This window comes from Gemmatimonadota bacterium (assembly GCA_040882465.1).
In the GTDB taxonomy this organism is placed as follows: Bacteria; Gemmatimonadota; Gemmatimonadetes; order Longimicrobiales; family Gaopeijiaceae; genus JBBEBG01.
The window spans coordinates 1-18,919 of sequence record JBBEBG010000039.1 but is presented as its reverse complement, the minus strand read 5'-3'; the positions used below and the strand labels follow the sequence as shown (position 1 = coordinate 18,919).

The window sequence follows — 18,919 nt, the reverse complement described above, 5'->3', positions numbered from 1 at the left end:
GGGTTTTGTAATGCTCGCCGGCCTTCTGGCCGGTCTCGCCACGGGGTGCGGCCTCGAGACAGCCTCGAGGGGCGGTGTGGAAGAGGAGGGAGGTGGCCCCGCATCGAGTGCCTCGGTTGCCGCCTCTGTCACTCTCCAGCCACCGCCCGATATTCCCGAATCCTGGCGACCCCTGATCGGCGAGTACGCGGCGGGACCGGACACCGTGTCGCTGATGGAGGACGGCGGAGAGCTCAAGTACCTGCGCTGGGGCGGGGAGCGCAGCGCCATGCGACTCGAAGAGGATACTCTCCTGGTCGTCACGGGCATGGACACTCCGGTCGTGATCCGATGGGCGCGAGAGGGAGCCATCTTGGGGATTCTTTCCGAGGGCCGGGTCCTTTCACGCCTCACTCTCGGGGGTGAAACCGGGGAAGGTTTCCGTATCGATCCGGTGCGACCGGTGGTCGAGCTTCGCGTCGAGGCTCTGGCGGCCGAGCCCCCACTGGAGGAGGGAGAGTTTCGTGAAGCGGATCTCGTCGAGCTGACCGAGGTGGAGCCCACCATCGCTCTGGATATCCGATACGCCACCACGAACAACTTCATGGGCGACCAGTTTTATTCCAGCCCGCGCGCCTTCCTACAGAGGCCGGCGGCGGAGGCGCTCGTGCGGGCCCATCGGTGGTTGGGAACCCTGGGGTACGGTCTCATGATCTTCGATGGCTACCGCCCCTGGTACGTCACGCGGATGTTTTGGGACGCCACGCCTCCCGAACTCCGCACATTCGTGGCGAATCCAACGGGAGGCTCGCGCCACAATCGTGGCGGAGCCGTGGACCTCACCCTCTATGATCTTGCGACTGGGGCGTCCGTGGACATGCCCGGAGGTTATGACGAGTTCTCCCCCCGGTCGTTTGCGGCCTATCCCGGGGGAACGATGCGGCAGCGTTGGTCCCGCGCGCTTCTTCGGCTCGCCATGGAGGCGGAGGGATTCGCGGTCTATGAGGCGGAATGGTGGCACTTCGATTACAAGGACTGGCGATTCTACCGGATCGGGAACCAGCGCTTCGAGGAGTTGGGGATGAACTAGAGAGGCCCGATGGAGCGATGCCCCATCGGACCTTTCCATATCGGGACGGCCGGATTAGCTGCGCTTCGCTTCGCAGATCCTGCGGCATTCCAGTCTTGGTCTTCGATAACAATCGGGACGGCCGGATTACTTTCGCTTTCGCTCCGGTGATCCGTCCGTATACCTTCTCGGATCGTCCATCAATCGGGACGGCCGGATTCGAACCGGCGACCCCCTGAACCCCATTCAGGTGCGCTACCGGGCTGCGCCACGTCCCGAGGCGGGTGAATCTAACCGGGTTCTCGCGATGCGCTCAAGTTCGCGCGATCCGCGTCCTCTTCGCACTTCCGGAAATGCTTCTCCCACTTGGAAGATCGGCCCTTTCCTCCTCGTCGTTCACAGGGCTCATTCAGGGTTGACACCCCCGAAACCCAGGGGTATACTTGGGGTCCTTGTTGCGGGGTGGAGCAGCCTGGTAGCTCGTCGGGCTCATAACCCGAAGGTCGCGGGTTCGAATCCCGCCCCCGCTATTTCGAGTGGGTAGGGGAGCGCCGCCTCGGGCGGCGTTTCCACTTGTGGGAGGGCCGGTCTGCCCTTGGGGGGAACCGAACCGACGGACCCGAGGGGCCCGCCGAGGACCGAGCCGCCCGCTCGACGGTTCGCCAAAAGAGAATCGGAGGGGTCGTGGTCCTGGGATCGCATCGCGCGCGAACGTGGCTCGTGGCTGACACCTGGTCCGAATCGCCGTTCGGAACGGGCGGGACACGTCGATAGAGCTGGACCAGACTCTTTCGAAGGTGAAACCGCCCGCGCCGCCTGGCTCGGGCGTTTTTTCTGGCCAGGTAGCTCAGTTGGTAGAGCACACGACTGAAAATCGTGGTGTCGGCGGTTCGATTCCGTCCCTGGCCACTCGGCAAGAAAAGAGCCCTCGGGCTCCGTAGGGTAGATAGAGGTCCGTAGCTCAACTGGTAGAGCACCGGTCTCCAAAACCGGGGGTTGGGGGTTCGAGTCCCTCCGGGCCTGTGAAGAGAGGTGGGAGGCCGCCGTGTGTCGGGATCGAACGGTGGCTCGGGATCTCGAAAGCGACGAAGGCTCGAGCCCTCATCGTCTAACGGCTAGGACACCACTCTTTCAAGGTGGCGATCGGGGTTCGATTCCCCGTGGGGGCGTTGCTGGAGCCGGCTGGTCCGGCGCAGGGTTGGGGGCTGTAGCTCAGTTGGTTAGAGTGCCGGTCTGTCACACCGGAGGCCGCGGGTTCGAGTCCCGTCAGCCCCGTAGCGCTGTTTGACAACTTCGGGTCGTGGTCGGTGAAGGGGCCGTAGCTCAGTTGGGAGAGCGCCTGAATGGCATTCAGGAGGTCAGGGGTTCGATTCCCCTCGGCTCCACTCCAGAGTGATCTGGAGCTCGGGTGGCGGAATTGGTAGACGCGCAGGATTCAGGATCCTGTGGGGGTAACCCTGTGGGGGTTCGAGTCCCCCCTCGAGCACTGCTCTGTGGGATCGGTCTAATGAGTGTCGCCCACGTGCTGGAATTGGTAGACAGGCTGGTTTGAGGGACCAGTGCCGGAAACGGCGTACAGGTTCGAGTCCTGTCGTGGGCATGAGAAGGGGAAGCAGGGGGTTGGGCGCCCGTAGCTCAGATGGATAGAGCGCTTGACTACGGATCAAGAGGTCGGGGGTTCGAATCCCTCCGGGCGCACTCACCTCGCTTCGAGGGCAATCGTCAAAGGCAATTGAGGGCGCGTAGCTCAGTTGGTTAGAGCGCTACGTTGACATCGTAGAGGTCAGAGGTTCGACTCCTCTCGCGCCCACTTTCCGGAATTCCCGCCTCGGGGCCGTAGCTCAGTTGGGAGAGCGCTGCAATCGCACTGCAGAGGTCAGGGGTTCGACTCCCCTCGGCTCCATACTCTACGCCACCATAGCTCAGTCGGTAGAGCACGTCATTCGTAATGACGGGGTCGTCGGTTCGAATCCGACTGGTGGCTCTCCGACACGGAGCGCGGTTATTGCCCCTTGGTGTAATTGGCAACACGCCTGACTCTGGATCAGGAGAGTCCTGGTTCGAACCCAGGAGGGGCAACTGGAGGAGGGGTGGCCGAGTGGCTTAAGGCGGCGCCCTGCTAAGGCGTTGGGCCGAAAGGCCCGCGTGGGTTCGAATCCCACCCCCTCCGTACGTGGCAAGATTCGACGGTATAGGGGATTCGGACGGGTGGCCGAGTGGCTTAAGGCGCACGATTGGAAATCGTGTGGGTGCAAGCCCGCGTGGGTTCGAATCCCACCCCGTCCGCTCGACGGCATGGTCTGGACGGAGTTCGGATGGGATTGGGTAAGGATGCAAAAGACCCCGGGGCGTGGCTCAGTCCGGTAGAGCGCTGCGTTCGGGTCGCAGAGGTCCCCGGTTCGAATCCGGGCGCCCCGACTGGTATCGAAGAGCAAGATCGTGTTCGCCCCGATCTGCGGAGCGCAGCGGAGCTAATCCGGGCGCCCCGACTGAAGGACCCCCGACCACGTTCCGAGGTAACATGCCCCGGAGGCGTAGTCCTAACTGGTAAGGCACCGCACTCGAAATGCGGCGGGCGCAAGCCCTTGGGGGTTCGAGTCCCTCCGCCTCCGCTTCCGCAGAGACTGAAGTACCCCACGGCTTCTCAGCCCTCGGTGTCCCTCGCAGGATCGGGGGCGTCGTCGTTTCTGGACCGTGCCTGCCGGTGCCAGAGGCTGGCTCCAGGAGATCCATACCCACACCCATCCGGCGCGGATGTCGCGAGTGCCGAGAAGCGGTGGGTGGCTCCACCAGGCGACACTACATCCATCCTGAACGACCTCCGCGAGGGGCGCCCCATCGCGCAAGACCCGTCAGTTGCCGCTGACCCGGACGCGTGTACTCGTTCCGGCGTCCCAGCGAGCTTCGGAGTTCGCATAGAACTGGAACGAGTCGCTCAACTGCTCACCTCGAGAGCCGATCAGGCGGAGCCGATAGCTCCCCGTAGGTCCGTCGAACGGGAACTCTCTCTGGCGGCCCGGATCGATGGTGCCGAGGGGCTCTGGGGCCCCGCCCTGTGGCACGATGTAGGCAGTGACCACGCTGCCACCGGGAGTCGAGTTCAGAATCAGGATGCTCGAGCCCTCCCTGGGCGCATCGGTTCCCGGGTTCGTATCGCCTGTCGTTCCGGCGCTGGCGCATGCTGCGGTCGCGAACATGACTAGCAGTGCGCATCCGACCCAACGGGATCGAGTGGCGCGCATAGGTGCCTCCGGGTCAAGTCGGGGTTTGACATCCGCACAAAACGGTACTTCGAAAGGGTGCTCGTACGCAATCACCGCGGAATCGATAGGGACTTCCCGTTCATCGGCTCATTCAAATGGGCCAGCCACAACCGTACCTGGAGCTGGTGCTGGACCCCGACGACATCTCGATGGCCGAGGATACCGTCGACCCCTGCGACGGGCGCCCGAGGCGATGCGGACTGGGAGAGGGTGCCCGCACGGAACCCAGGAGCGCGCTCCGGTTGCCCTCGAGTCAACGGTTCGCAATGGGATTCCCGCACCTGCGCGCCGCCTCCGAAGGCCGAGCATAGACCGGCTCCTCAGCGAGGATCCCCAGTACATCGCAGCCCTCACGGAGATCGGCTTCGTGCCGTGATGACTGGCACGACGCGGGCTCTCCGTTCACCGGAATCCTCCGCCGCAGACCTCCGCGTCCTGACCCAAGAACCACTGATCGGCCTCCGAGGTAACAGCTCCCGGAGGCGTAGTCCTAACTGGTAAGGCACCGCACTCGAAATGCGGCGGGCGCAAGCCCTTGGGGGTTCGAGTCCCTCCGCCTCCGTGATCACCGCGAAAAATAGGGCCAGCTCCCCCGAGACTCACCCCCCCGAGGCAGGTTGCGCGCGCGGCGTATCTGGATGCAGAGGAAAGACGATGGAGCGAGCGGCGTCCAGCGCCTGATCCTCTCGCTCGATCCGAATCATGGCCCGAATCGCCGAGCCGGTCGTGAATGATTCGAATTCTGTGTCCGAGATGGGGAAGACGGTCCGGCTGAAGTCGAATTCCCTCCAATCGGGGATAACCGAGATGTTCGCGAGCCGCTCCTCCCGCCAGGTATGGATCTGGGCCCCGGCTCCTCGCATGAAATTCAGCCGAACGACGATCTCGACTTCATCTGCTTCCCCGGCGGCCGCCGCGATATCGATCCGCTCGAGGGGTCCGAACTGATCGTCCCAATTCTCCCGATCGTACTGGTGATAGCGCTCGAGATCCAGGATTGACGTAGTTCCTCCCATGGCCTCGTACTTGGGCTCGAAATCACCCCTGAACTCGGCTTCGAGCAGGGCCAGCGACCGCTGCGCCAGCCCTTCAACCTGAGCATCGGCCAGCGTTCTTGTGCCGCCCAGCACAGCCTGAATACCGTAGTCGCCGCTGCCGCGAAGTACGAGGGCGCCGTCCACGTGCGTCACGACCACGCTGTCGCCTTCGAGGAAGAGGTAGCTCCCCTCATACTCGCGCAGCGTCGCAGCCGGTACGGAGGCCAGGAGTGGGGGCAGCGCATAGGGCTCCCCCAGAAGGATGGATTTCACCGTCCCCGACAGGCGAGTCATGTTGACCTGAGAGGCGGCGTTCGATCCGATGAAGAACATGTAGTCTTCATCCGGAAGCCAGTGGAACGCGGCCGAGAAGTAGCCATTGCCTCCGCGGTGCGAGAGTTCGCGCGTCCCAACGGAGGTTCTTCCGACATCCAACCCATAGCCGTAGAACAGATTCCCGTCCCCCTGGTCCACGTGGGCCTCGGTCATGGCGTTCAGAGCGTCGGTCGACAACACTTTGTAGGACCGCAATGCGACGAACCACCGGAACATATCGTAGCTGTCCGAGTGCAGCCCGCCGTTGCCCCTCAGGTTCCACGTCGGCCCATCTGCGAGCATGGGCAGGCGAATCACGGGATCCAGGCGCTCTCCGTCGAGATAACCCGCAGCCAGCTCTTCGGATCGATAGGACGGCAGGAGGTATCCCGTGCGGAACATGCCGGAAGGGACGAGCAGGTACCGATAAACGAATTCCTCGTATGAGAGCCCCAAAGCGTTCTCGACGATGACTGCGAGAAGCGAGTATCCGACGTTGGAGTAGCTGTACGCGGCGCCGGGAGGTGACAGAAGTTCACTCCGGAGAACATCTCTCAGGACGGCATCGCGAGTGGCTTCGAGGTTCAGATCACCGCCCTCCAGGCCGTTGCGTTTCAGCCCAGATGTGTGCGTCAGCAACTGGTGGAGCGTAATCTCCTGTTTGTCCGCGGGCACGTCGTCCAGATAGACGGTGATCGCATCCGCCACCGCCAGGAGCCCCATGTCCTGGAGCTTGAGCACGGCAGCCGCCGTGAAGGACTTGGTGATGGATCCGATCGTGAGGATTGTCGACGGCAGGAAGGGTCTTCGGTCCTCGCGATCCGCCAGCCCGTAAGCATCGGCGAAGACGAGGTCGTCGCCTTCGGCGAATGACACCGTGCCGGAAAATCCGAACTGTGCCAAGCGCGCGAAATATGTGTCGAGCTCCGACCGCACAGCCACGTGTCGCGCGGCCCGAGCGGGGGGCCAAGGGTCCGGACGGCGTGGTTCCGCACGGCTCACATCCTGGTCGGTCGGGTGGAAGAACGTCGTGACTCCGTCGGTTCCGACCCGCAGGAAGAACTGGATCTGCTCGATGGTCTCGATGGCAGCCGTCGCCTCTGGATCGTCGTCGGAAATTGTCGTCCCCTCTTCGCGAGGGATGCTGAACGCCTGCCGCAGCGTCCAGCGGATCTCACCGCTCTCCGAGATCAATACGACCTCCGCGCCGGCCTCGGCTGTTCCAGACCCCGCGACCTCGGCGCCGTCGATCAATACGATGAGGGACTCCGGAAATTCGATGACGCGTCGCCCATTTCGGAATTGAAGGCTACCACTTCCCCTCACTTCCACAGTAGTGCCTTCGGAAACACGGAGCTCGCGGCGCGACATGTCGACCTCCAGCCACTCGATCTCAGCCGGAGTGCCGAGACGAGCCTCGACCGGGTTATCGACATCGGTCATGGCAGGTGCGGGGGCTGTCAACAGGACGGCAAAGAGCAACGGGTAGGCATGAAAGCCTATGACGTCGAACATGCCGACCTCCTCATGAGGTCACTTCGAGCGCGACCTCGGTATCTGCACGGTGCGGAAATATATCGGACGGGAGCACACCGCGCGCCGCCCGCACGGTTACAACGCCCGTTCCGTCCCATAGCGTGCGCCGGCTTTCGCGATCGCCGCATCGACCACCCTCCAGGAGGATCCCGACTTAGGGGTGCATCACGCCGGAATCCATGGCCTCCGGTACCAAAGCACCCTGATGCATGCGCAGCATCATGCGCTGGTGCTGCTCACGCATCCAGGCATGGAAGGCCGATCGGGCCTCCGGCGGGAGGGAGGCTTCGATGCGGAGGTGCGCGGCGTGGGTTGCGGTCATGAGGGCCTCGGAACCTCCGGCCATCGCGCCGGCCATCTCTGCATTCAAAGTGTCCAAAAGCGCGGTCAGCCGCGCCTCTTCGCCGGCCGACAGCCCAAGCTGTGCCGCCATCGCGTCCACGGTCAGCGGCATCGCCTCCGCACTGGTCACGGGGGCGGAAAACCAAAGTCGGTCCACCGCGATCCCCACTACGGCTCCAGACAGGAGGAGGAGAAGGACCGTTCCGGCGGCCCGCATGCGAACCCACCCTTTGGACATGGTCATCGGATCTCTCCATCCGCAGGGGTACGGGGGCCCGCCGGATCGACGAAGGCGTCGTGATCCTCCATCGCGACGTGGGCGAGCACGGGATCGGCTCGCTCGCCCAGGCTCCGCCAGAGCGCCGCCGGATCCCCTTCGGCGGCCACGAGCGTCAGCGCGATCGCGTCGAGGGGCGCCCCCCCCAGGGAGGGGGTGGAACGGTCCACCACGAAGAAGAGTGCTGCCGCCCCGGCCGCCAGTGCCAGGGCGGGCCGCCACCATTCTCCCACTTCAGTCCACCGGGGGAGGGCGGCTGGGCGGATCCCGTCCGTTCGCCGAACGAGCTCGGGATCGGCGGCAGCTAGGATCCGGGCAATCTTCCCCTCCCAGGCGGGGTCCTCCGCGGGCGGATGTGCCTCCGGCAACCAATCGCGCGGGAGCGGGAGCGGGGCACCCGCCTCCTCATCCGACTGTGTACGATGGCTCATGCGGTCACCCTCCTCCCTCTCGTGGGGCTTCGGCGTACTCGCCCAGCGCCTTCCTCAACTCCCTTCGCGCATGATGCACATGGGATCGCACCGTACCCGGGGTGAGTCCCATGATGCGTCCCGCGTCCTCCGCGGACATTTCCTCCACGTCCACGAGTCTGAAGGCTGTCCTCCGCTGCTCCGGGAGCCGCATCAGGCCGGCTACCACCCGGTCTCGCGCTTCGGTCCGCTCCATCTCCACCTCCGGACCCGGATCGGGACTTTCCATCCCTCCCAAGGGGAGTTCCTCCAGCTTCCACCGGGCCCGGGCAGCGAGCCGGTTCCGTGCCACATTGCGTGCAATCTGATAGAGCCAGGGGGCGAAGGGGCGGCGGGGATCGTACCCATCGAGCGCCCCCAGGGCCCGGAGAAATGTCTCCTGTGCCGTGTCCTCCACCTCCTCCGGCTCGGCGAAGAAGGAGGCTGCCACCGCGTGCACGGGGCGGAGGTAGCGTCGAACGAGCGTCTCGAGCGCATCCCGGTCCCCGTTCCGAACCGCTCGGACGAGCGCCTCGTCGGAATCCTCTCCGGGAGGAAGGTCCCCTCCACCCGACCGCGACCCGGCTCCCCCTCCCGCCATTCATTCTCCCTCTTGGGGTCAGGGCTGGCGCCCCTCCGGCATCGTTTCCGGGCCCGGCATCCCGCCCGTGGTCCCCTCCATCATGCCACCCATCATCCCCTGCGAGCCGTCCGACATCATCCCGCGCATCATCGCGATCATCCCCTCGTCCACCAGCTCGGTCACCTCGGCGGCGTGGGCCTGAAGGGCCTGCACGATCTCCGGGTTCTCGGAGGTCTGGATCACCGCCACGCCCCTCGCACCGTACTCGAAGGTGGAATGAATCTGATCGTAGTTCTCGAAGAGGACGGGGATCGTCTCGCTGAAGAGGTTGAAGAGCTCACCCGCCTCGAGGCGCCGCTCCATGCTGGCGACGTGCGCGGAGATGAATCCGGCCACAGCTGGGCTCGTTGACTCCGTCAGGGTCCGGATCCCGTTCGGAAGATGCTCGACCGTTCGGGTGATGGCCCGATTGTTGGTCACGAGTTCATGGATGATGTCCATGTCCGCCGCGAAGGCAACGTCCCCGCCCCCCATCTCCAGGTGATGCGCGGTCCGATCCATGGCGGCCTGATCCGACGCCCCTTGGGCGCCCGTTTCATGGCTCATCCCGCCCGCGGCGGCGGCACCGGCTCCCATCGCCGAGTGATCCATGGTGGAGTGATCCATCGTCGCATGGTCCACCCCTTCCGCCCGGTGATCGTCCCGCTGAAAGGCCATGAAGACGCGGATCGCCTCGAGGGCCTCGGGGTCGCTCGTGACTAGCCGTAGTTCACCGCCCCGAGGGAGCTCGTTGTAGACGTACCCGATGTGCTCCTTCCGGGCCGCCATGACGTCCGTTCCGGGCACATTCTGCGCGTGTACGAAGGCCGGAGTGCTGAAGTCCCCGGCCGCGAAGGCGACCTGAATCTCCTGGAGGTGCCGGCGAATCGTGGCGATCTCCTCGGGATCGTCCCCGTTGAACTGGAACTCGATGCGCCCGCCGTCCGGGAGGGCATCGAAGAGATGGGTTGAGGCGTACTGGTCCACTCCCATCCCGATCGCCCCTCGTGCCTGGAGCGCCGCGAATTCGGGCTCAATGCCGTTCGCCTCCCCCCCGTCGACCCCCGGTCCGGCGGAACAAGCGGGAAGGAGAGTCAGGGCGGCCGCGAGGGCGGCGAGAGTTGGAGCCATGCGAATACGGGCCATGAGATCCCCCTTGGATGGTTGGCCACCTAACTTCGAGGGGCGGTGAGCCCGTCTTGAGTCCTCTACAGGTGAGGGACCGGGAGCGTTGAACGCCGATTCCGGGGGCCCTGTGGACAGGTGGCTCTCACGGCGGTCCCGAGGGCGGCTCTCACTCGGGGGAGCCTCCCTTGACGTATCAACATCAGTTGATATATCATCTTCCTCATGACCACCAAGTCCCCCAATTCCAGCCTCGTGCTTCGGCAGCTTCAGGCCGTCGCCGAGGAAACGCGCTTCGAGATCGTGCGGCTGCTGTCGGATGGTGAGCGCTGCGTCTGCGAGCTCCAGGCCGCGCTTGGGGGGGCGGGACAGTCCCGGCTTTCTTTTCACCTCCGGAAGCTGAAGGAGGCGGAGGTCGTCAATGACCGGCGAGACGGACGGTGGGTCTATTACTCGCTGGTGCCGGAAGCGCTCGAGGGAATGAGGGCGTTCCTGGGCGACACGATGCCGAGGGAAGAGTGGCGGTCGGCTCAGCCGAAGGCGCGGCTCCAGACGCCCCCCAAAGACGCGTCTTGCTGTTAGTGACCGGGGCAGGCACAGGACCCCGCATTTTTTTTCCGGGATTACATCAACGCAGATTGATATAGGAGGAGTCATGTCGCAGGAAACGAAGGCCATCGTGCGGGAAAAGTACGGAGAGGCGGCGCAGCGCGCGGCATCCGGAGAAAAAGGGTCGTGCTGCGGCACTTCCTGCTGCGGAGGCGAAGCGAAGGATCCGATCACGAGCGACCTCTACGACGAGGTGACCACGGCATCCCTCCCGGAACAGGCGGTCCTCGCCTCGCTCGGATGTGGAAATCCGACGGCCCTCGCGGAGCTGAACGAAGGGGAAGTCGTTCTCGACCTCGGAAGCGGAGGAGGGATCGATGTCCTCCTCTCGGCCAAGAGGGTCGGCCCCACGGGAAAGGCCTACGGGCTCGACATGACGGACGAGATGCTCGCGCTCGCGCGAAAGAACGCCGCGGCCGCGGGTGCCACCAACGTCGAGTTCCTCAAGGGCGACATCGAGAGCATCCCACTTCCGAACGAGAGTGTAGACGTGATCATCAGCAACTGCGTGATCAACCTCTCGACCGACAAGCGGCAGGTGCTCCAGGAGGCCTTTCGCGTCCTGAAGCCGGGCGGACGCTTCGCCGTCTCCGACGTGGTCGTGCGCGGCGAGATTCCCACCGAGGTGCGGCGGAGCATGGAGCTCTGGGTGGGATGCGTGGCGGGCGCGCTCGAGGAGAAGGAATTCGAAGGGCTTCTCCGCGAAGTGGGATTCGAGAACCCGAGTCTCGAGCCGACGCGCGTGTACGACTTCGAGGATGCGAGGCAGCTGCTCGGCGACGCCGGCCTGGAAGCGGATGCGATCGCCGCCGACGTGGAGGGCCGACTGATTTCCGCCTTCGTCCGGGCGCGGAAGCCGGCGGTTTGAAAACCAGTACCGGGCGGTCCCGGACCGACGTCGGAATGACATCGAATGTGAGAGGCGGCGACGCATGACGGACGAAAAGATCTATAACGTGCTTTTCCTCTGCACGGGGAACTCCGCGCGTTCCATCATCGCGGAGAGCATTCTGAATCGCGTCGGCCGGGGCCGCTTCCGTGCTTATTCGGCGGGGAGCCAGCCGAGGGGCGAGGTGCATCCGGACGCCCTCCGGAGACTGAAGAACCAGAACTACCCGACGGGAGGACTGCGCTCGAAGAGTTGGGAGGAGTTCGCCAAGCCCGGCGCTCCCGAGATGGATTTCGTCTTCACAGTGTGCGACGACGCGGCCAACGAAGTGTGCCCGATCTGGCCGGGCCACCCGGCGACGGCGCACTGGGGCCTTCCCGATCCAGCGTCGGTGAAGGGGAACGAAGCGGAACGTCAGTTGGCGTTTGCGGAGACCATGCGATCCCTGCACAACCGAATCTCGCTCTTCGTAAACCTCCCGACGCGGTCACTCGACAAGATGAGCCTCAAGCAGAGACTCGACGAAATCGGGAAGGGGAAGGACGAAGCGAGCGAGCATTGACTCAAGCTATTGAGTGAAACATACTCAAGGCATGAGCAAGCGTCTTCAGGTCGTCTTCAGCGAGAAGGAATACCGCGAGATCAAGCGGTCCGCCCAGCGGCAGGGGCTGACGCTCTCCGAATGGGTGCGTCGCTCCCTGGCCGAGTCGCGGGCATCGGAACCCGAGACGGATGCCGCGAAGAAGCTGGCAGCCGTTCGTTTCGCCGCCCGACATGGCTTTCCCACCGCCGACATCGAGCAGATGCTCCGCGAGATCGAGCAGGGATACGTCGGGGGATCGTGATCTTCGTCGACTCCAACGTCCCGATGTACCTGGTGGGCGCTCCCCACCCGCACAAGTCGGACGCGCAGCATCTGCTCGAACGGGCGATCGCCCGGGGGGAGCGCCTGGTGACGAGCGCCGAAGTCCTCCAGGAGATTCTGCACCGGTACGTCGCGATCGAGCGAAGGGAGGCCATACAGCCGGCCTTCGACGTTTTGCTCGGGGTGGCGGATGAGGTCTTTTCTGTAGAACTCGAGGACATCGAACGAGCGAAACGGATCCTGGATGGTTTGGCCGCCGCCTCAGCACGCGATGCAATCCACGCCGCGGTCATGGTGCGCCGGCGAATCTCACGCATCCTGACTTTCGATCGCGCCTTCGACACGATCCCCGGGATCGATCGGGTCGTCTGATCGGGGCACTACCTCCTCCCCACCGCGGTTGGGCGGCGATTGCGAACCCGCCGCTCGATCCATAAGGTCAGGCCGGTGTACAAGAGTCGAGTCCCTATACCAGTTCTCCATGCGTCCCCCTCAGGAGTCGCCCCGATGAAGTTCGTCTCCAGTCGAGCCGGCAGTCCGCTTTCAGTGCTTTTCGCGCTTCCTCTGGTGCTGGCCGGTTTGCTCTCTACCGCGCACACCGTGACTGCCCAGGGACCCGGCGTCGAAAACGGACAGTGGACCTACCTGGGTGGCGACGCCTGGCACACGCGCTACCTGCCCGTGGACCAGATCAACGCCGAGAACTTCGAACAGCTCGAAGTCGCCTGGGAGTGGAGCTCGGCGAGCTTCGGGTCGAACACGCCGCGCGCGACGCCGAGCTACGTGGACGGCAAGCTGATCACGGTGACGGGGAGTCGCCGGCACGTGGTGGCGCTCGATCCCGCGACGGGAGAGCTCCTCTGGAGCTTCACGGAGCCGAACACGCATCGGTGGGAGTACTCGATGCGGCAGGGGTACGGGAAGGGCGTGGCGTACGCCGAGGTGGACGGGCGAGGCGTGGTCTATATCACGACGCCCGGATTTTTCCTCCACGCCCTCGACGCAGAGACGGGACGCCCCCTGGAGAATTGGGGTGAGGGGGTCCCGATCGAAGGGTTCCCCGAGTCGGGGAGCGTGGACATGATCGCCGACCTGATCGAGGGATGGGGTCCGTGGGAGGCCTATGAGGGCGATTACGACCCCTACATGGGGATCCCCCAGGAGCTCGGCTTCATCACGACTTCCTCTCCACCCATTGTCGTGAACGACGTCGTGATCGTCGGAAACTCCGCCGAGCAGGGCTACCTCCAGACCCGCGTGGAGAACGTTCCGGGCGACATCCTCGCGTACGACGCGCGCACGGGCGAGCTCAAGTGGAAGTTCCACGTCATTCCGCGCCCCGGCGAGTCGGGGCACGAGACCTGGGAGAACGATGCCTGGCAGTGGACGGGAGACGTCTCTTCGTGGGCACCGATGTCTGCCGATCCGGAGCTCGGGCTGGTCTACATTCCGACGAATCCGGCGACGATCGACTATTACGGCGGCCATCGACCCGGCGACAATCTTTATGGAACGAGCCTGATCGCCCTCGATGTCGAAACCGGGGAGCGGCGCTGGCACTTCCAGATGGTGCACCACGACGTCTGGAATTACGACAATCCGGCGGCGCCGATCCTGATGGACGTGGAGATTAACGGCGAGACGGTGCCGATCGTCGCGCAGGCGACGAAGCAGGCATTTCTCTACGTCTTCAACCGCGAGACCGGCGAGCCGCTCTGGCCGATCGAGGAGCGCCCGGTTCCGCAGTCGCGAGTGCCGGGAGAGCAGCTTTCGGCGACGCAGCCCTTCCCGACCCGCCCGGCGCCCTTCGACCTGCAGGGGAGGGCACCGGAGCACCTGATCGACTACACGCCCGAGATCTACCAGGCGGCGCTTCGAGTCGCCGAAGAGAACAACCTCTTTAATCCGCCCTTCAATCCGCCGACGGCGGACGACGATCCCGCGGGGGCGGCATGGAACTGCCCAGGCGGGGCAGGGGGCGCAAACATTACGGGCGCACAGGTCGCGGATCCCGTCGAAGGCGTGATCTTCATCACCTCGCAGAGCCAGTGCTTCCGGCTCCAGGTGAGGCCAGGTGACGGATCGCCGATGGACGGTCCGACCCAATCCGGCAAGACGCTCTCGCAATACGTGGCCGTGGCCACGACGCTCGGGTTTGGCGGGGGTGGCACGCTCGAAGGTCTCCCGATCTGGAAGGGACCCGATGGCCGCATCGTCGCGATCGACCTGAACACGGGCGAGCATCTCTGGACGATCCCGAACGGGGATGCGTCGCAGGCGGCGCAGGATCGGATTGCGAATCACCCGCTTCTTCAGGGAGTGCAAGGCGTGATGGCGAACCGCGGGCGCGCCGGACACTCCGCGATGGTCGCGACGCCGACCCTCCTCATGGCCTCGGGCCAGACGGCCGATGACACGCCGCACCTCTTCGCGATCGACAAGCGGACGGGGAAGAGGTTGGCGGCGGTCGAGCTTCCCGGTCTCCCTCGATACGGGATGTCGAGCTATATGCACGAAGGGAAACAGTACGTGGTCCTCCAGCTCCAGACCGGGCTGGCGACGCTGGCCCTTCCGTAGTCGAGACTCCGGTCCGCCCACCACAGTGGGCGGGCCGGAGCGCTTGAACTGGGGAATCCCGTGGCCGGTTGCGATGGCATTCGCGGCAAAGGGTTTTCCTGAGATGATCGAATTCACGCTGAATGGCCGGCCGGTCACGCTCGACGTGGATCCGGCGATGCCCCTCCTTTGGGCCATTCGGGAGCAGGCCGCCCTCACCGGCACGAAATTCGGCTGCGGCATAGGCGCCTGCGGCGCGTGCATGGTGCATCTCGACGGCGCCCCCGTTCGGTCGTGCGTACTGACGACGGGATCGGTCGCCGGGCGAAGCGTCACGACGATCGAAGGGCTAGCGCCGGCCGACGGCCTTCATCCGGTGCAAGCAGCCTGGATCGAGCATCAGGTGCCCCAATGTGGCTACTGCCAGTCCGGCCTCATTATGGCGGTGGCCGCGCTCCTCGCGGAAAACCCCGCGCCGACCGACGAAGAGATGGAAGCGGCGGTGAGCAACATCTGCCGCTGCGGAACGTACGTGCGCGTACGGCGCGCGATCCGCGCGATCGCCCCGTCCCCGGAGCCCTCCAATGGGTAAGTGGACGCGGCGCGCCTTCATCGGGGCCGGAACTGTCGTCGGGGGCGGACTCGTCCTCGGCGTGGGGGGAATCGTCTTCGCGCCGAACCGCCTTCGCAGCCTTCCGGATCGTACGGGAGGGGGCGAGGGCGAGCGCCTGACGACCTGGATCAAGATCACTCCCGACAATGATGTCGTCGTCGTCATTCCCCACTGCGAGATGGGGCAGGGAGCGGTGACAGGGCTCGCGATGATGCTCGCCGAAGAGCTCGAGGCCGATTGGAGCCGGGTGCGGATCGAGGAAGCTCCGGCCGACGACGTCTTCGCGAATGGCTATCTCTTCCGCGCTTTCGCGGAGGAATTCGGGCTCGAGGTGCCGCGGTGGCTCGAACGGGCGCTCGACTTCGGGGCCTACAAGGTCGCGGGAATCGCGGACCTGCAGATGACCGGGGGAAGCACGAGCACGCGCGCGACCGGACAGTTCGGGATGCGCGTCGCGGGAGCGACGGCGAAGGTCATGCTCCTGGAAGCCGCGGCGAGGCGCTTCGACGTGACGACCGAAGAGCTCACGGCGCGCGATTCGCGGATCACTCATGGGCCTTCCGGTCGCAGCGCGACGTATGGCGAGCTCGCGACCGAGGCCGCCGCGCTCGATGTACCTCGACATCCGCCGCTCAAGTCCCGAGCGGAGTACCGCCTCGTCGGAACGCCCACGCAGAGGAGGGACATTCCGGACAAGGTGACCGGGAATGCCCAATTCGGCATCGACGTTGCGCTCCCCGACATGTGGTATGCCGCGATCGTCGCCGCGCCGATTCCAGGCGGCGTTCTACGCGGCGTGGATCCAGCTCCGGCCATGGCGGTGGCCGGAGTACGCGAGGTCGTCCAGTTGGAAAATGCGGTGGCGGTTGTCGCGGACGGCTATTGGCAGGCGACCCAAGGGCTCCGCGCGCTCACCCCGGACTTCTCGGACGGCGGGGTCGGAGCGGTGGACAGCGAGCGAATTTACGCCAATCACGCGGCGGCGCTGGATGCGGAAGGTACGGACGAGACTGTGCCCGGAGCCACGCGCACGGTTTCCGCGGAGTACCGCGTCCCCTATCTCGCGCACGCCACGATGGAGCCGATGTGCGCGACAGCGCGTTTCGAGGAAGGCCGCCTCGAAGTGTGGGCTGGGACGCAGGATCCCCTGAATGCGCGCCGGGCGGCGGCGGCCGCCGCGGGGATCGATGCGGACGACGTCCTCATGCACAACCTGCACCTCGGGGGTGGCTTCGGGCGCCGGCTCCCCGGAACCTTCGACTACGTCGAGCAGGCGGTGAAGATCGCCCAGGCGGTCTCTCCTCGCGCGGTGAAGTTGATCTGGAGTCGCGAGGAAGACATGCAGCACGGGTACTATCGTCCGACCGTGCTTTCGCGGATGCGGGGAGAGTTGGACGCGAACGGCCGTCCGCTCCGGTGGAGCCATCTCTTCACCGGGTCGCGGCTCATGGACAGTTCGGCGGCGACACCAGCCTATGCGATCGAGAATCTGGACATCCGGGCCGTGGATCCGCCGAGGCACCTCCGGACCGGCTCCTGGCGCTCGGTGGCCTCGTCGCAGCACGGCTTCTTCATGGAGTCCTTCGTGGACGAGCTTGCGAGCGCCGCGGGAGAAGATCCCTTCGAGTATCGCCGATCCCTCCTCAACGATGAGCCACGCCATCGGGCCGTTCTGGAGCGAGCCGCGGAGATGGCGGGGTGGGGGAGTGCTCCACCGGAGGGACGCGCACGGGGGATCGCCATCGTACAGTCGTTCGGCACGGTCGTGGCGGAAGTCGGAGAGGTCGGGTTGGACGCGAATGGCGCCATCCGCGTGTACCGCGTGGACGCCGCGGTGGATTGCGGACTCGTCGTGAATCCGGATCAGGCCGTGGCCCAGATCGAGGGTGGAATCATCTTCGGCCTCTCCGCGGCCCTCTTCCACGAGATCACTGTGCGGGGCGGGGCTGTCGAGCAACGCAGCTTCCCCGACTACGAGATGATCCGGCTCGCCAACGCCCCGCAGGTAAACGTCGCCTTCCTGGATTCGGACGCCCCGATGGGCGGGCTCGGGGAACCCGGTGTGCCGCCGATCGCACCGGCCGTCGCGAATGCGGTTTTCGCGCTCACGGGACAGAGGCTCCGCACCCTTCCCCTCCGGCTTTCGTAACGTCGCCTTCCACGGGGCACGAGGGAGCGATTTCCATGCCGAAGAAACCTTCGAAGGCGAAAAAACACGAGGAGGCTTGGCAAGTGAAGAGGCGCGCCGCGGGGCCCGGACGGGGTGGTCCGTGGTCCGATGTCCGGATGAGCCGGGAGGATGGGAGAAGGGGCGATGGTGACCGAACGCGGAGCGGAGCTCCGAGGAGAGGAGAGGTCAGGCGTCCCGAGGTCAGGCGTGCCAGTGATCCCGCGGGGACTGGTCGAAGTCGAGCTCGGGGATGAGCTCGGGATCGAACGGGTCGAACGCGGGCGTCCGATCGAAGGAGAGCTCGGCCTGCGGGGGAGCCGCGCGGGGGCGTGAGAAGCGGGGCCTGGAGGGGAAGCTCCGGTCGTCCGCGCGGTGAAGAAGGTCCATGTGAAGGAATCGCCGGAGCTCCGACCGTCACCGGACAAAGGTATACAACGTTACCAGACACGCCGTACCTGAGTCGTTGAGGCACTGATCGGTCCGTCCCATCGGCAGCTGCCGCCACAGTATCAGATCGTATTCGCGGCCAGCCAAGAGCGGCTCAGGCCCGTTGGAATTGGGGGATGCCGCGGGCCGAATGCCGTACGTGACCGGCGGGAAGATGAGGTTCGCCTGCTCGGGTGAGCCCCATGTCTGTTCGTCCGTCCATATGAACCAACGATCGCTGCTGTCCTGAGCGGAATCCGGCGGTTCCACGCCCAGCATCATGACGCCGCACTGAGGTTCCCAGTTGAAGATCACCGATGACCCCGTGGTGACGGTGGGCAAGAGGGAGGCGGTCTGTGCCTCGCATCGTTCAACCGCCGGATCCGTCGACTGATCGCTGCAGGCTGAGAAGGCGACAGCGGCCAAGAAGACCGTCATGCGCATTGTCGTCGAAGTCATCATCGGTCATCTCCTATGGGTTTGCCGGCACGTCAGGGCACTCGAGCGAGAAGCGGAGGACGAATCGCGAATGCTACCACTCGCTGAACTTAGCAGGACGCTGAAAAAACAGTCGTCGATGGACTGACGGAGCTCTTGAGCGGATCGAGATGCGCGCGAACGACGCGACCAGGCCCTGGATGGCCTCCGATCGGGGCCTCTCGGAGCCCCGCGAACAGGGCTTTCGGCCTCTGCACAACTCCTCAGGCGGCCCGGGCGCACAACTCGAGCCGGACCATCCGGAGGAGGTTGTACGCCGCGTTCACGATGAGGGCCTGT

General features: G+C 65.1%; 18 protein-coding genes and 19 tRNA genes. 29 read left to right on the top strand and 8 right to left on the bottom strand.

The window, feature by feature from the left end; all coding sequences use genetic code 11:
* Window positions 1-10: 10 nt before the first annotated feature.
* Window positions 11-1,069, top strand: coding sequence for a M15 family metallopeptidase (locus tag WEG36_14995; protein ID MEX1258901.1), 1,059 nt, complete (start codon window positions 11-13; stop codon window positions 1,067-1,069).
* Between the two features lie 183 nt (window positions 1,070-1,252).
* Here WEG36_14995 and WEG36_14990 read toward each other — a convergent pair.
* Window positions 1,253-1,326: transfer RNA gene (locus WEG36_14990), tRNA-Pro, on the bottom strand.
* 178 nt (window positions 1,327-1,504) lie between these two features.
* Between WEG36_14990 and WEG36_14985 the strand changes: the two genes are divergently transcribed.
* From WEG36_14985 to WEG36_14905, 17 genes are all read left to right on the top strand, one after another.
* Window positions 1,505-1,578, top strand: a tRNA-Met gene (locus WEG36_14985).
* A 306-nt stretch (window positions 1,579-1,884) separates the two neighbouring features.
* Window positions 1,885-1,957, top strand: a tRNA-Phe gene (locus tag WEG36_14980).
* A gap of 41 nt (window positions 1,958-1,998) precedes the next feature.
* Window positions 1,999-2,071: transfer RNA gene (locus tag WEG36_14975), tRNA-Trp, on the top strand.
* Between the two features lie 74 nt (window positions 2,072-2,145).
* Window positions 2,146-2,217: transfer RNA gene (locus WEG36_14970), tRNA-Glu, on the top strand.
* Window positions 2,218-2,249: 32 nt separating this feature from the next.
* Window positions 2,250-2,323: transfer RNA gene (locus WEG36_14965), tRNA-Asp, on the top strand.
* A 37-nt stretch (window positions 2,324-2,360) separates the two neighbouring features.
* Window positions 2,361-2,433, top strand: a tRNA-Ala gene (locus tag WEG36_14960).
* A gap of 17 nt (window positions 2,434-2,450) precedes the next feature.
* A tRNA-Leu gene (locus tag WEG36_14955) sits at window positions 2,451-2,534 on the top strand.
* 30 nt (window positions 2,535-2,564) lie between these two features.
* Window positions 2,565-2,648: transfer RNA gene (locus tag WEG36_14950), tRNA-Leu, on the top strand.
* A 24-nt stretch (window positions 2,649-2,672) separates the two neighbouring features.
* Window positions 2,673-2,746 (top strand) — tRNA-Arg (locus WEG36_14945).
* A 38-nt stretch (window positions 2,747-2,784) separates the two neighbouring features.
* Window positions 2,785-2,858, top strand: a tRNA-Val gene (locus tag WEG36_14940).
* 20 nt (window positions 2,859-2,878) lie between these two features.
* Window positions 2,879-2,951, top strand: a tRNA-Ala gene (locus tag WEG36_14935).
* An 8-nt stretch (window positions 2,952-2,959) separates the two neighbouring features.
* Window positions 2,960-3,032 (top strand) — tRNA-Thr (locus tag WEG36_14930).
* A gap of 22 nt (window positions 3,033-3,054) precedes the next feature.
* Window positions 3,055-3,127, top strand: a tRNA-Gln gene (locus WEG36_14925).
* Window positions 3,128-3,132: 5 nt separating this feature from the next.
* Window positions 3,133-3,218, top strand: a tRNA-Ser gene (locus WEG36_14920).
* Window positions 3,219-3,250: 32 nt separating this feature from the next.
* A tRNA-Ser gene (locus WEG36_14915) sits at window positions 3,251-3,334 on the top strand.
* A gap of 58 nt (window positions 3,335-3,392) precedes the next feature.
* Window positions 3,393-3,466 (top strand) — tRNA-Pro (locus WEG36_14910).
* A gap of 110 nt (window positions 3,467-3,576) precedes the next feature.
* Window positions 3,577-3,660, top strand: a tRNA-Ser gene (locus WEG36_14905).
* Window positions 3,661-3,900: 240 nt separating this feature from the next.
* Here WEG36_14905 and WEG36_14900 read toward each other — a convergent pair.
* Window positions 3,901-4,245 carry a hypothetical protein gene (locus WEG36_14900; GenBank protein ID MEX1258900.1) on the bottom strand — a complete coding sequence of 115 codons (345 nt, stop codon included), beginning with the start codon at window positions 4,243-4,245 and terminating at the stop codon, window positions 3,901-3,903.
* A gap of 259 nt (window positions 4,246-4,504) precedes the next feature.
* Between WEG36_14900 and WEG36_14895 the strand changes: the two genes are divergently transcribed.
* Window positions 4,505-4,687, top strand: a complete 183-nt coding sequence (locus WEG36_14895; protein MEX1258899.1) for a hypothetical protein — start codon at window positions 4,505-4,507, stop codon at window positions 4,685-4,687.
* A gap of 102 nt (window positions 4,688-4,789) precedes the next feature.
* Window positions 4,790-4,873, top strand: a tRNA-Ser gene (locus WEG36_14890).
* A 37-nt stretch (window positions 4,874-4,910) separates the two neighbouring features.
* Here WEG36_14890 and WEG36_14885 read toward each other — a convergent pair.
* The 5 genes from WEG36_14885 to WEG36_14865 all read right to left on the bottom strand — a co-directional run bounded on the left by WEG36_14885 (window position 4,911) and on the right by WEG36_14865 (window position 10,035).
* Window positions 4,911-7,178 (bottom strand): serine hydrolase domain-containing protein, encoded by a 2,268-nt coding sequence (locus tag WEG36_14885; protein MEX1258898.1) that lies wholly within the window; start codon window positions 7,176-7,178, stop codon window positions 4,911-4,913.
* Window positions 7,179-7,353: 175 nt separating this feature from the next.
* Entirely contained in the window at window positions 7,354-7,785 is a 432-nt protein-coding gene (locus WEG36_14880) for a hypothetical protein (protein ID MEX1258897.1), read from the bottom strand.
* Window positions 7,782-8,249 carry a hypothetical protein gene (locus WEG36_14875; protein ID MEX1258896.1) on the bottom strand — a complete coding sequence of 156 codons (468 nt, stop codon included), beginning with the start codon at window positions 8,247-8,249 and terminating at the stop codon, window positions 7,782-7,784. Before WEG36_14875 ends, WEG36_14880 begins: the two co-directional genes overlap by 4 nt.
* A 4-nt stretch (window positions 8,250-8,253) precedes the next feature.
* Complete coding sequence (locus WEG36_14870; protein MEX1258895.1) at window positions 8,254-8,868, bottom strand: sigma-70 family RNA polymerase sigma factor; 615 nt, start codon at window positions 8,866-8,868, stop codon at window positions 8,254-8,256.
* 18 nt (window positions 8,869-8,886) lie between these two features.
* Window positions 8,887-10,035, bottom strand: a complete 1,149-nt coding sequence (locus WEG36_14865; GenBank protein ID MEX1258894.1) for a hypothetical protein — start codon at window positions 10,033-10,035, stop codon at window positions 8,887-8,889.
* A gap of 204 nt (window positions 10,036-10,239) precedes the next feature.
* Between WEG36_14865 and WEG36_14860 the strand changes: the two genes are divergently transcribed.
* From WEG36_14860 to WEG36_14820, 9 genes are all read left to right on the top strand, one after another.
* Window positions 10,240-10,596 (top strand): metalloregulator ArsR/SmtB family transcription factor, encoded by a 357-nt coding sequence (locus tag WEG36_14860; protein MEX1258893.1) that lies wholly within the window; start codon window positions 10,240-10,242, stop codon window positions 10,594-10,596.
* Between the two features lie 73 nt (window positions 10,597-10,669).
* Complete coding sequence (locus tag WEG36_14855) at window positions 10,670-11,491, top strand: arsenite methyltransferase (protein ID MEX1258892.1); 822 nt, start codon at window positions 10,670-10,672, stop codon at window positions 11,489-11,491.
* 64 nt (window positions 11,492-11,555) lie between these two features.
* Window positions 11,556-12,074, top strand: coding sequence for an arsenate reductase ArsC (locus WEG36_14850; GenBank protein MEX1258891.1), 519 nt, complete (start codon window positions 11,556-11,558; stop codon window positions 12,072-12,074).
* Between the two features lie 31 nt (window positions 12,075-12,105).
* Window positions 12,106-12,357 carry an antitoxin gene (locus WEG36_14845; GenBank protein MEX1258890.1) on the top strand — a complete coding sequence of 84 codons (252 nt, stop codon included), beginning with the start codon at window positions 12,106-12,108 and terminating at the stop codon, window positions 12,355-12,357.
* On the top strand, window positions 12,354-12,749 hold the full coding sequence (locus tag WEG36_14840) for a type II toxin-antitoxin system VapC family toxin (GenBank protein MEX1258889.1): 396 nt from the start codon (window positions 12,354-12,356) through the stop codon (window positions 12,747-12,749). Before WEG36_14845 ends, WEG36_14840 begins: the two co-directional genes overlap by 4 nt.
* 135 nt (window positions 12,750-12,884) lie before the next feature.
* On the top strand, window positions 12,885-14,954 hold the full coding sequence (locus tag WEG36_14835; GenBank protein MEX1258888.1) for a PQQ-binding-like beta-propeller repeat protein: 2,070 nt from the start codon (window positions 12,885-12,887) through the stop codon (window positions 14,952-14,954).
* A 103-nt stretch (window positions 14,955-15,057) separates the two neighbouring features.
* Complete coding sequence (locus WEG36_14830) at window positions 15,058-15,525, top strand: (2Fe-2S)-binding protein (protein ID MEX1258887.1); 468 nt, start codon at window positions 15,058-15,060, stop codon at window positions 15,523-15,525.
* Window positions 15,518-17,695: a molybdopterin cofactor-binding domain-containing protein gene (locus tag WEG36_14825; GenBank protein ID MEX1258886.1), complete on the top strand. Its 2,178-nt coding sequence runs from the start codon at window positions 15,518-15,520 to the stop codon at window positions 17,693-17,695. The genes WEG36_14830 and WEG36_14825 overlap by 8 nt, the downstream gene beginning before the upstream one ends.
* Window positions 17,696-17,923: 228 nt before the next feature.
* Window positions 17,924-18,049 (top strand): hypothetical protein, encoded by a 126-nt coding sequence (locus tag WEG36_14820; protein MEX1258885.1) that lies wholly within the window; start codon window positions 17,924-17,926, stop codon window positions 18,047-18,049.
* Window positions 18,050-18,130: 81 nt separating this feature from the next.
* Here WEG36_14820 and WEG36_14815 read toward each other — a convergent pair whose 3' ends face one another.
* Window positions 18,131-18,604 carry a hypothetical protein gene (locus WEG36_14815; protein ID MEX1258884.1) on the bottom strand — a complete coding sequence of 158 codons (474 nt, stop codon included), beginning with the start codon at window positions 18,602-18,604 and terminating at the stop codon, window positions 18,131-18,133.
* Window positions 18,605-18,919 lie beyond the last annotated feature (315 nt).

What these genes read in the sequence shown, in the direction of transcription:
- WEG36_14825 (MEX1258886.1), top strand. Translation starts at nt 15,518, where the DNA reads ATGGGTAAGTGGACGCGGCGCGCCTTCATCGGGGCCGGAACTGTCGTC.
- WEG36_14860 (MEX1258893.1), top strand. Translation starts at nt 10,240, where the DNA reads ATGACCACCAAGTCCCCCAATTCCAGCCTCGTGCTTCGGCAGCTTCAG.
- WEG36_14815 (MEX1258884.1), bottom strand. Translation starts at nt 18,604, where the DNA reads ATGATGACTTCGACGACAATGCGCATGACGGTCTTCTTGGCCGCTGTC.
- WEG36_14855 (MEX1258892.1), top strand. Translation starts at nt 10,670, where the DNA reads ATGTCGCAGGAAACGAAGGCCATCGTGCGGGAAAAGTACGGAGAGGCG.
- WEG36_14895 (MEX1258899.1), top strand. Translation starts at nt 4,505, where the DNA reads ATGCGGACTGGGAGAGGGTGCCCGCACGGAACCCAGGAGCGCGCTCCG.
- WEG36_14880 (MEX1258897.1), bottom strand. Translation starts at nt 7,785, where the DNA reads ATGACCATGTCCAAAGGGTGGGTTCGCATGCGGGCCGCCGGAACGGTC.
- WEG36_14865 (MEX1258894.1), bottom strand. Translation starts at nt 10,035, where the DNA reads ATGGCCCGTATTCGCATGGCTCCAACTCTCGCCGCCCTCGCGGCCGCC.
- WEG36_14995 (MEX1258901.1), top strand. Translation starts at nt 11, where the DNA reads ATGCTCGCCGGCCTTCTGGCCGGTCTCGCCACGGGGTGCGGCCTCGAG.
- WEG36_14885 (MEX1258898.1), bottom strand. Translation starts at nt 7,178, where the DNA reads ATGTTCGACGTCATAGGCTTTCATGCCTACCCGTTGCTCTTTGCCGTC.
- WEG36_14875 (MEX1258896.1), bottom strand. Translation starts at nt 8,249, where the DNA reads ATGAGCCATCGTACACAGTCGGATGAGGAGGCGGGTGCCCCGCTCCCG.
- WEG36_14850 (MEX1258891.1), top strand. Translation starts at nt 11,556, where the DNA reads ATGACGGACGAAAAGATCTATAACGTGCTTTTCCTCTGCACGGGGAAC.
- WEG36_14830 (MEX1258887.1), top strand. Translation starts at nt 15,058, where the DNA reads ATGATCGAATTCACGCTGAATGGCCGGCCGGTCACGCTCGACGTGGAT.
- WEG36_14835 (MEX1258888.1), top strand. Translation starts at nt 12,885, where the DNA reads ATGAAGTTCGTCTCCAGTCGAGCCGGCAGTCCGCTTTCAGTGCTTTTC.
- WEG36_14870 (MEX1258895.1), bottom strand. Translation starts at nt 8,868, where the DNA reads ATGGCGGGAGGGGGAGCCGGGTCGCGGTCGGGTGGAGGGGACCTTCCT.
- WEG36_14900 (MEX1258900.1), bottom strand. Translation starts at nt 4,245, where the DNA reads ATGTTCGCGACCGCAGCATGCGCCAGCGCCGGAACGACAGGCGATACG.
- WEG36_14845 (MEX1258890.1), top strand. Translation starts at nt 12,106, where the DNA reads ATGAGCAAGCGTCTTCAGGTCGTCTTCAGCGAGAAGGAATACCGCGAG.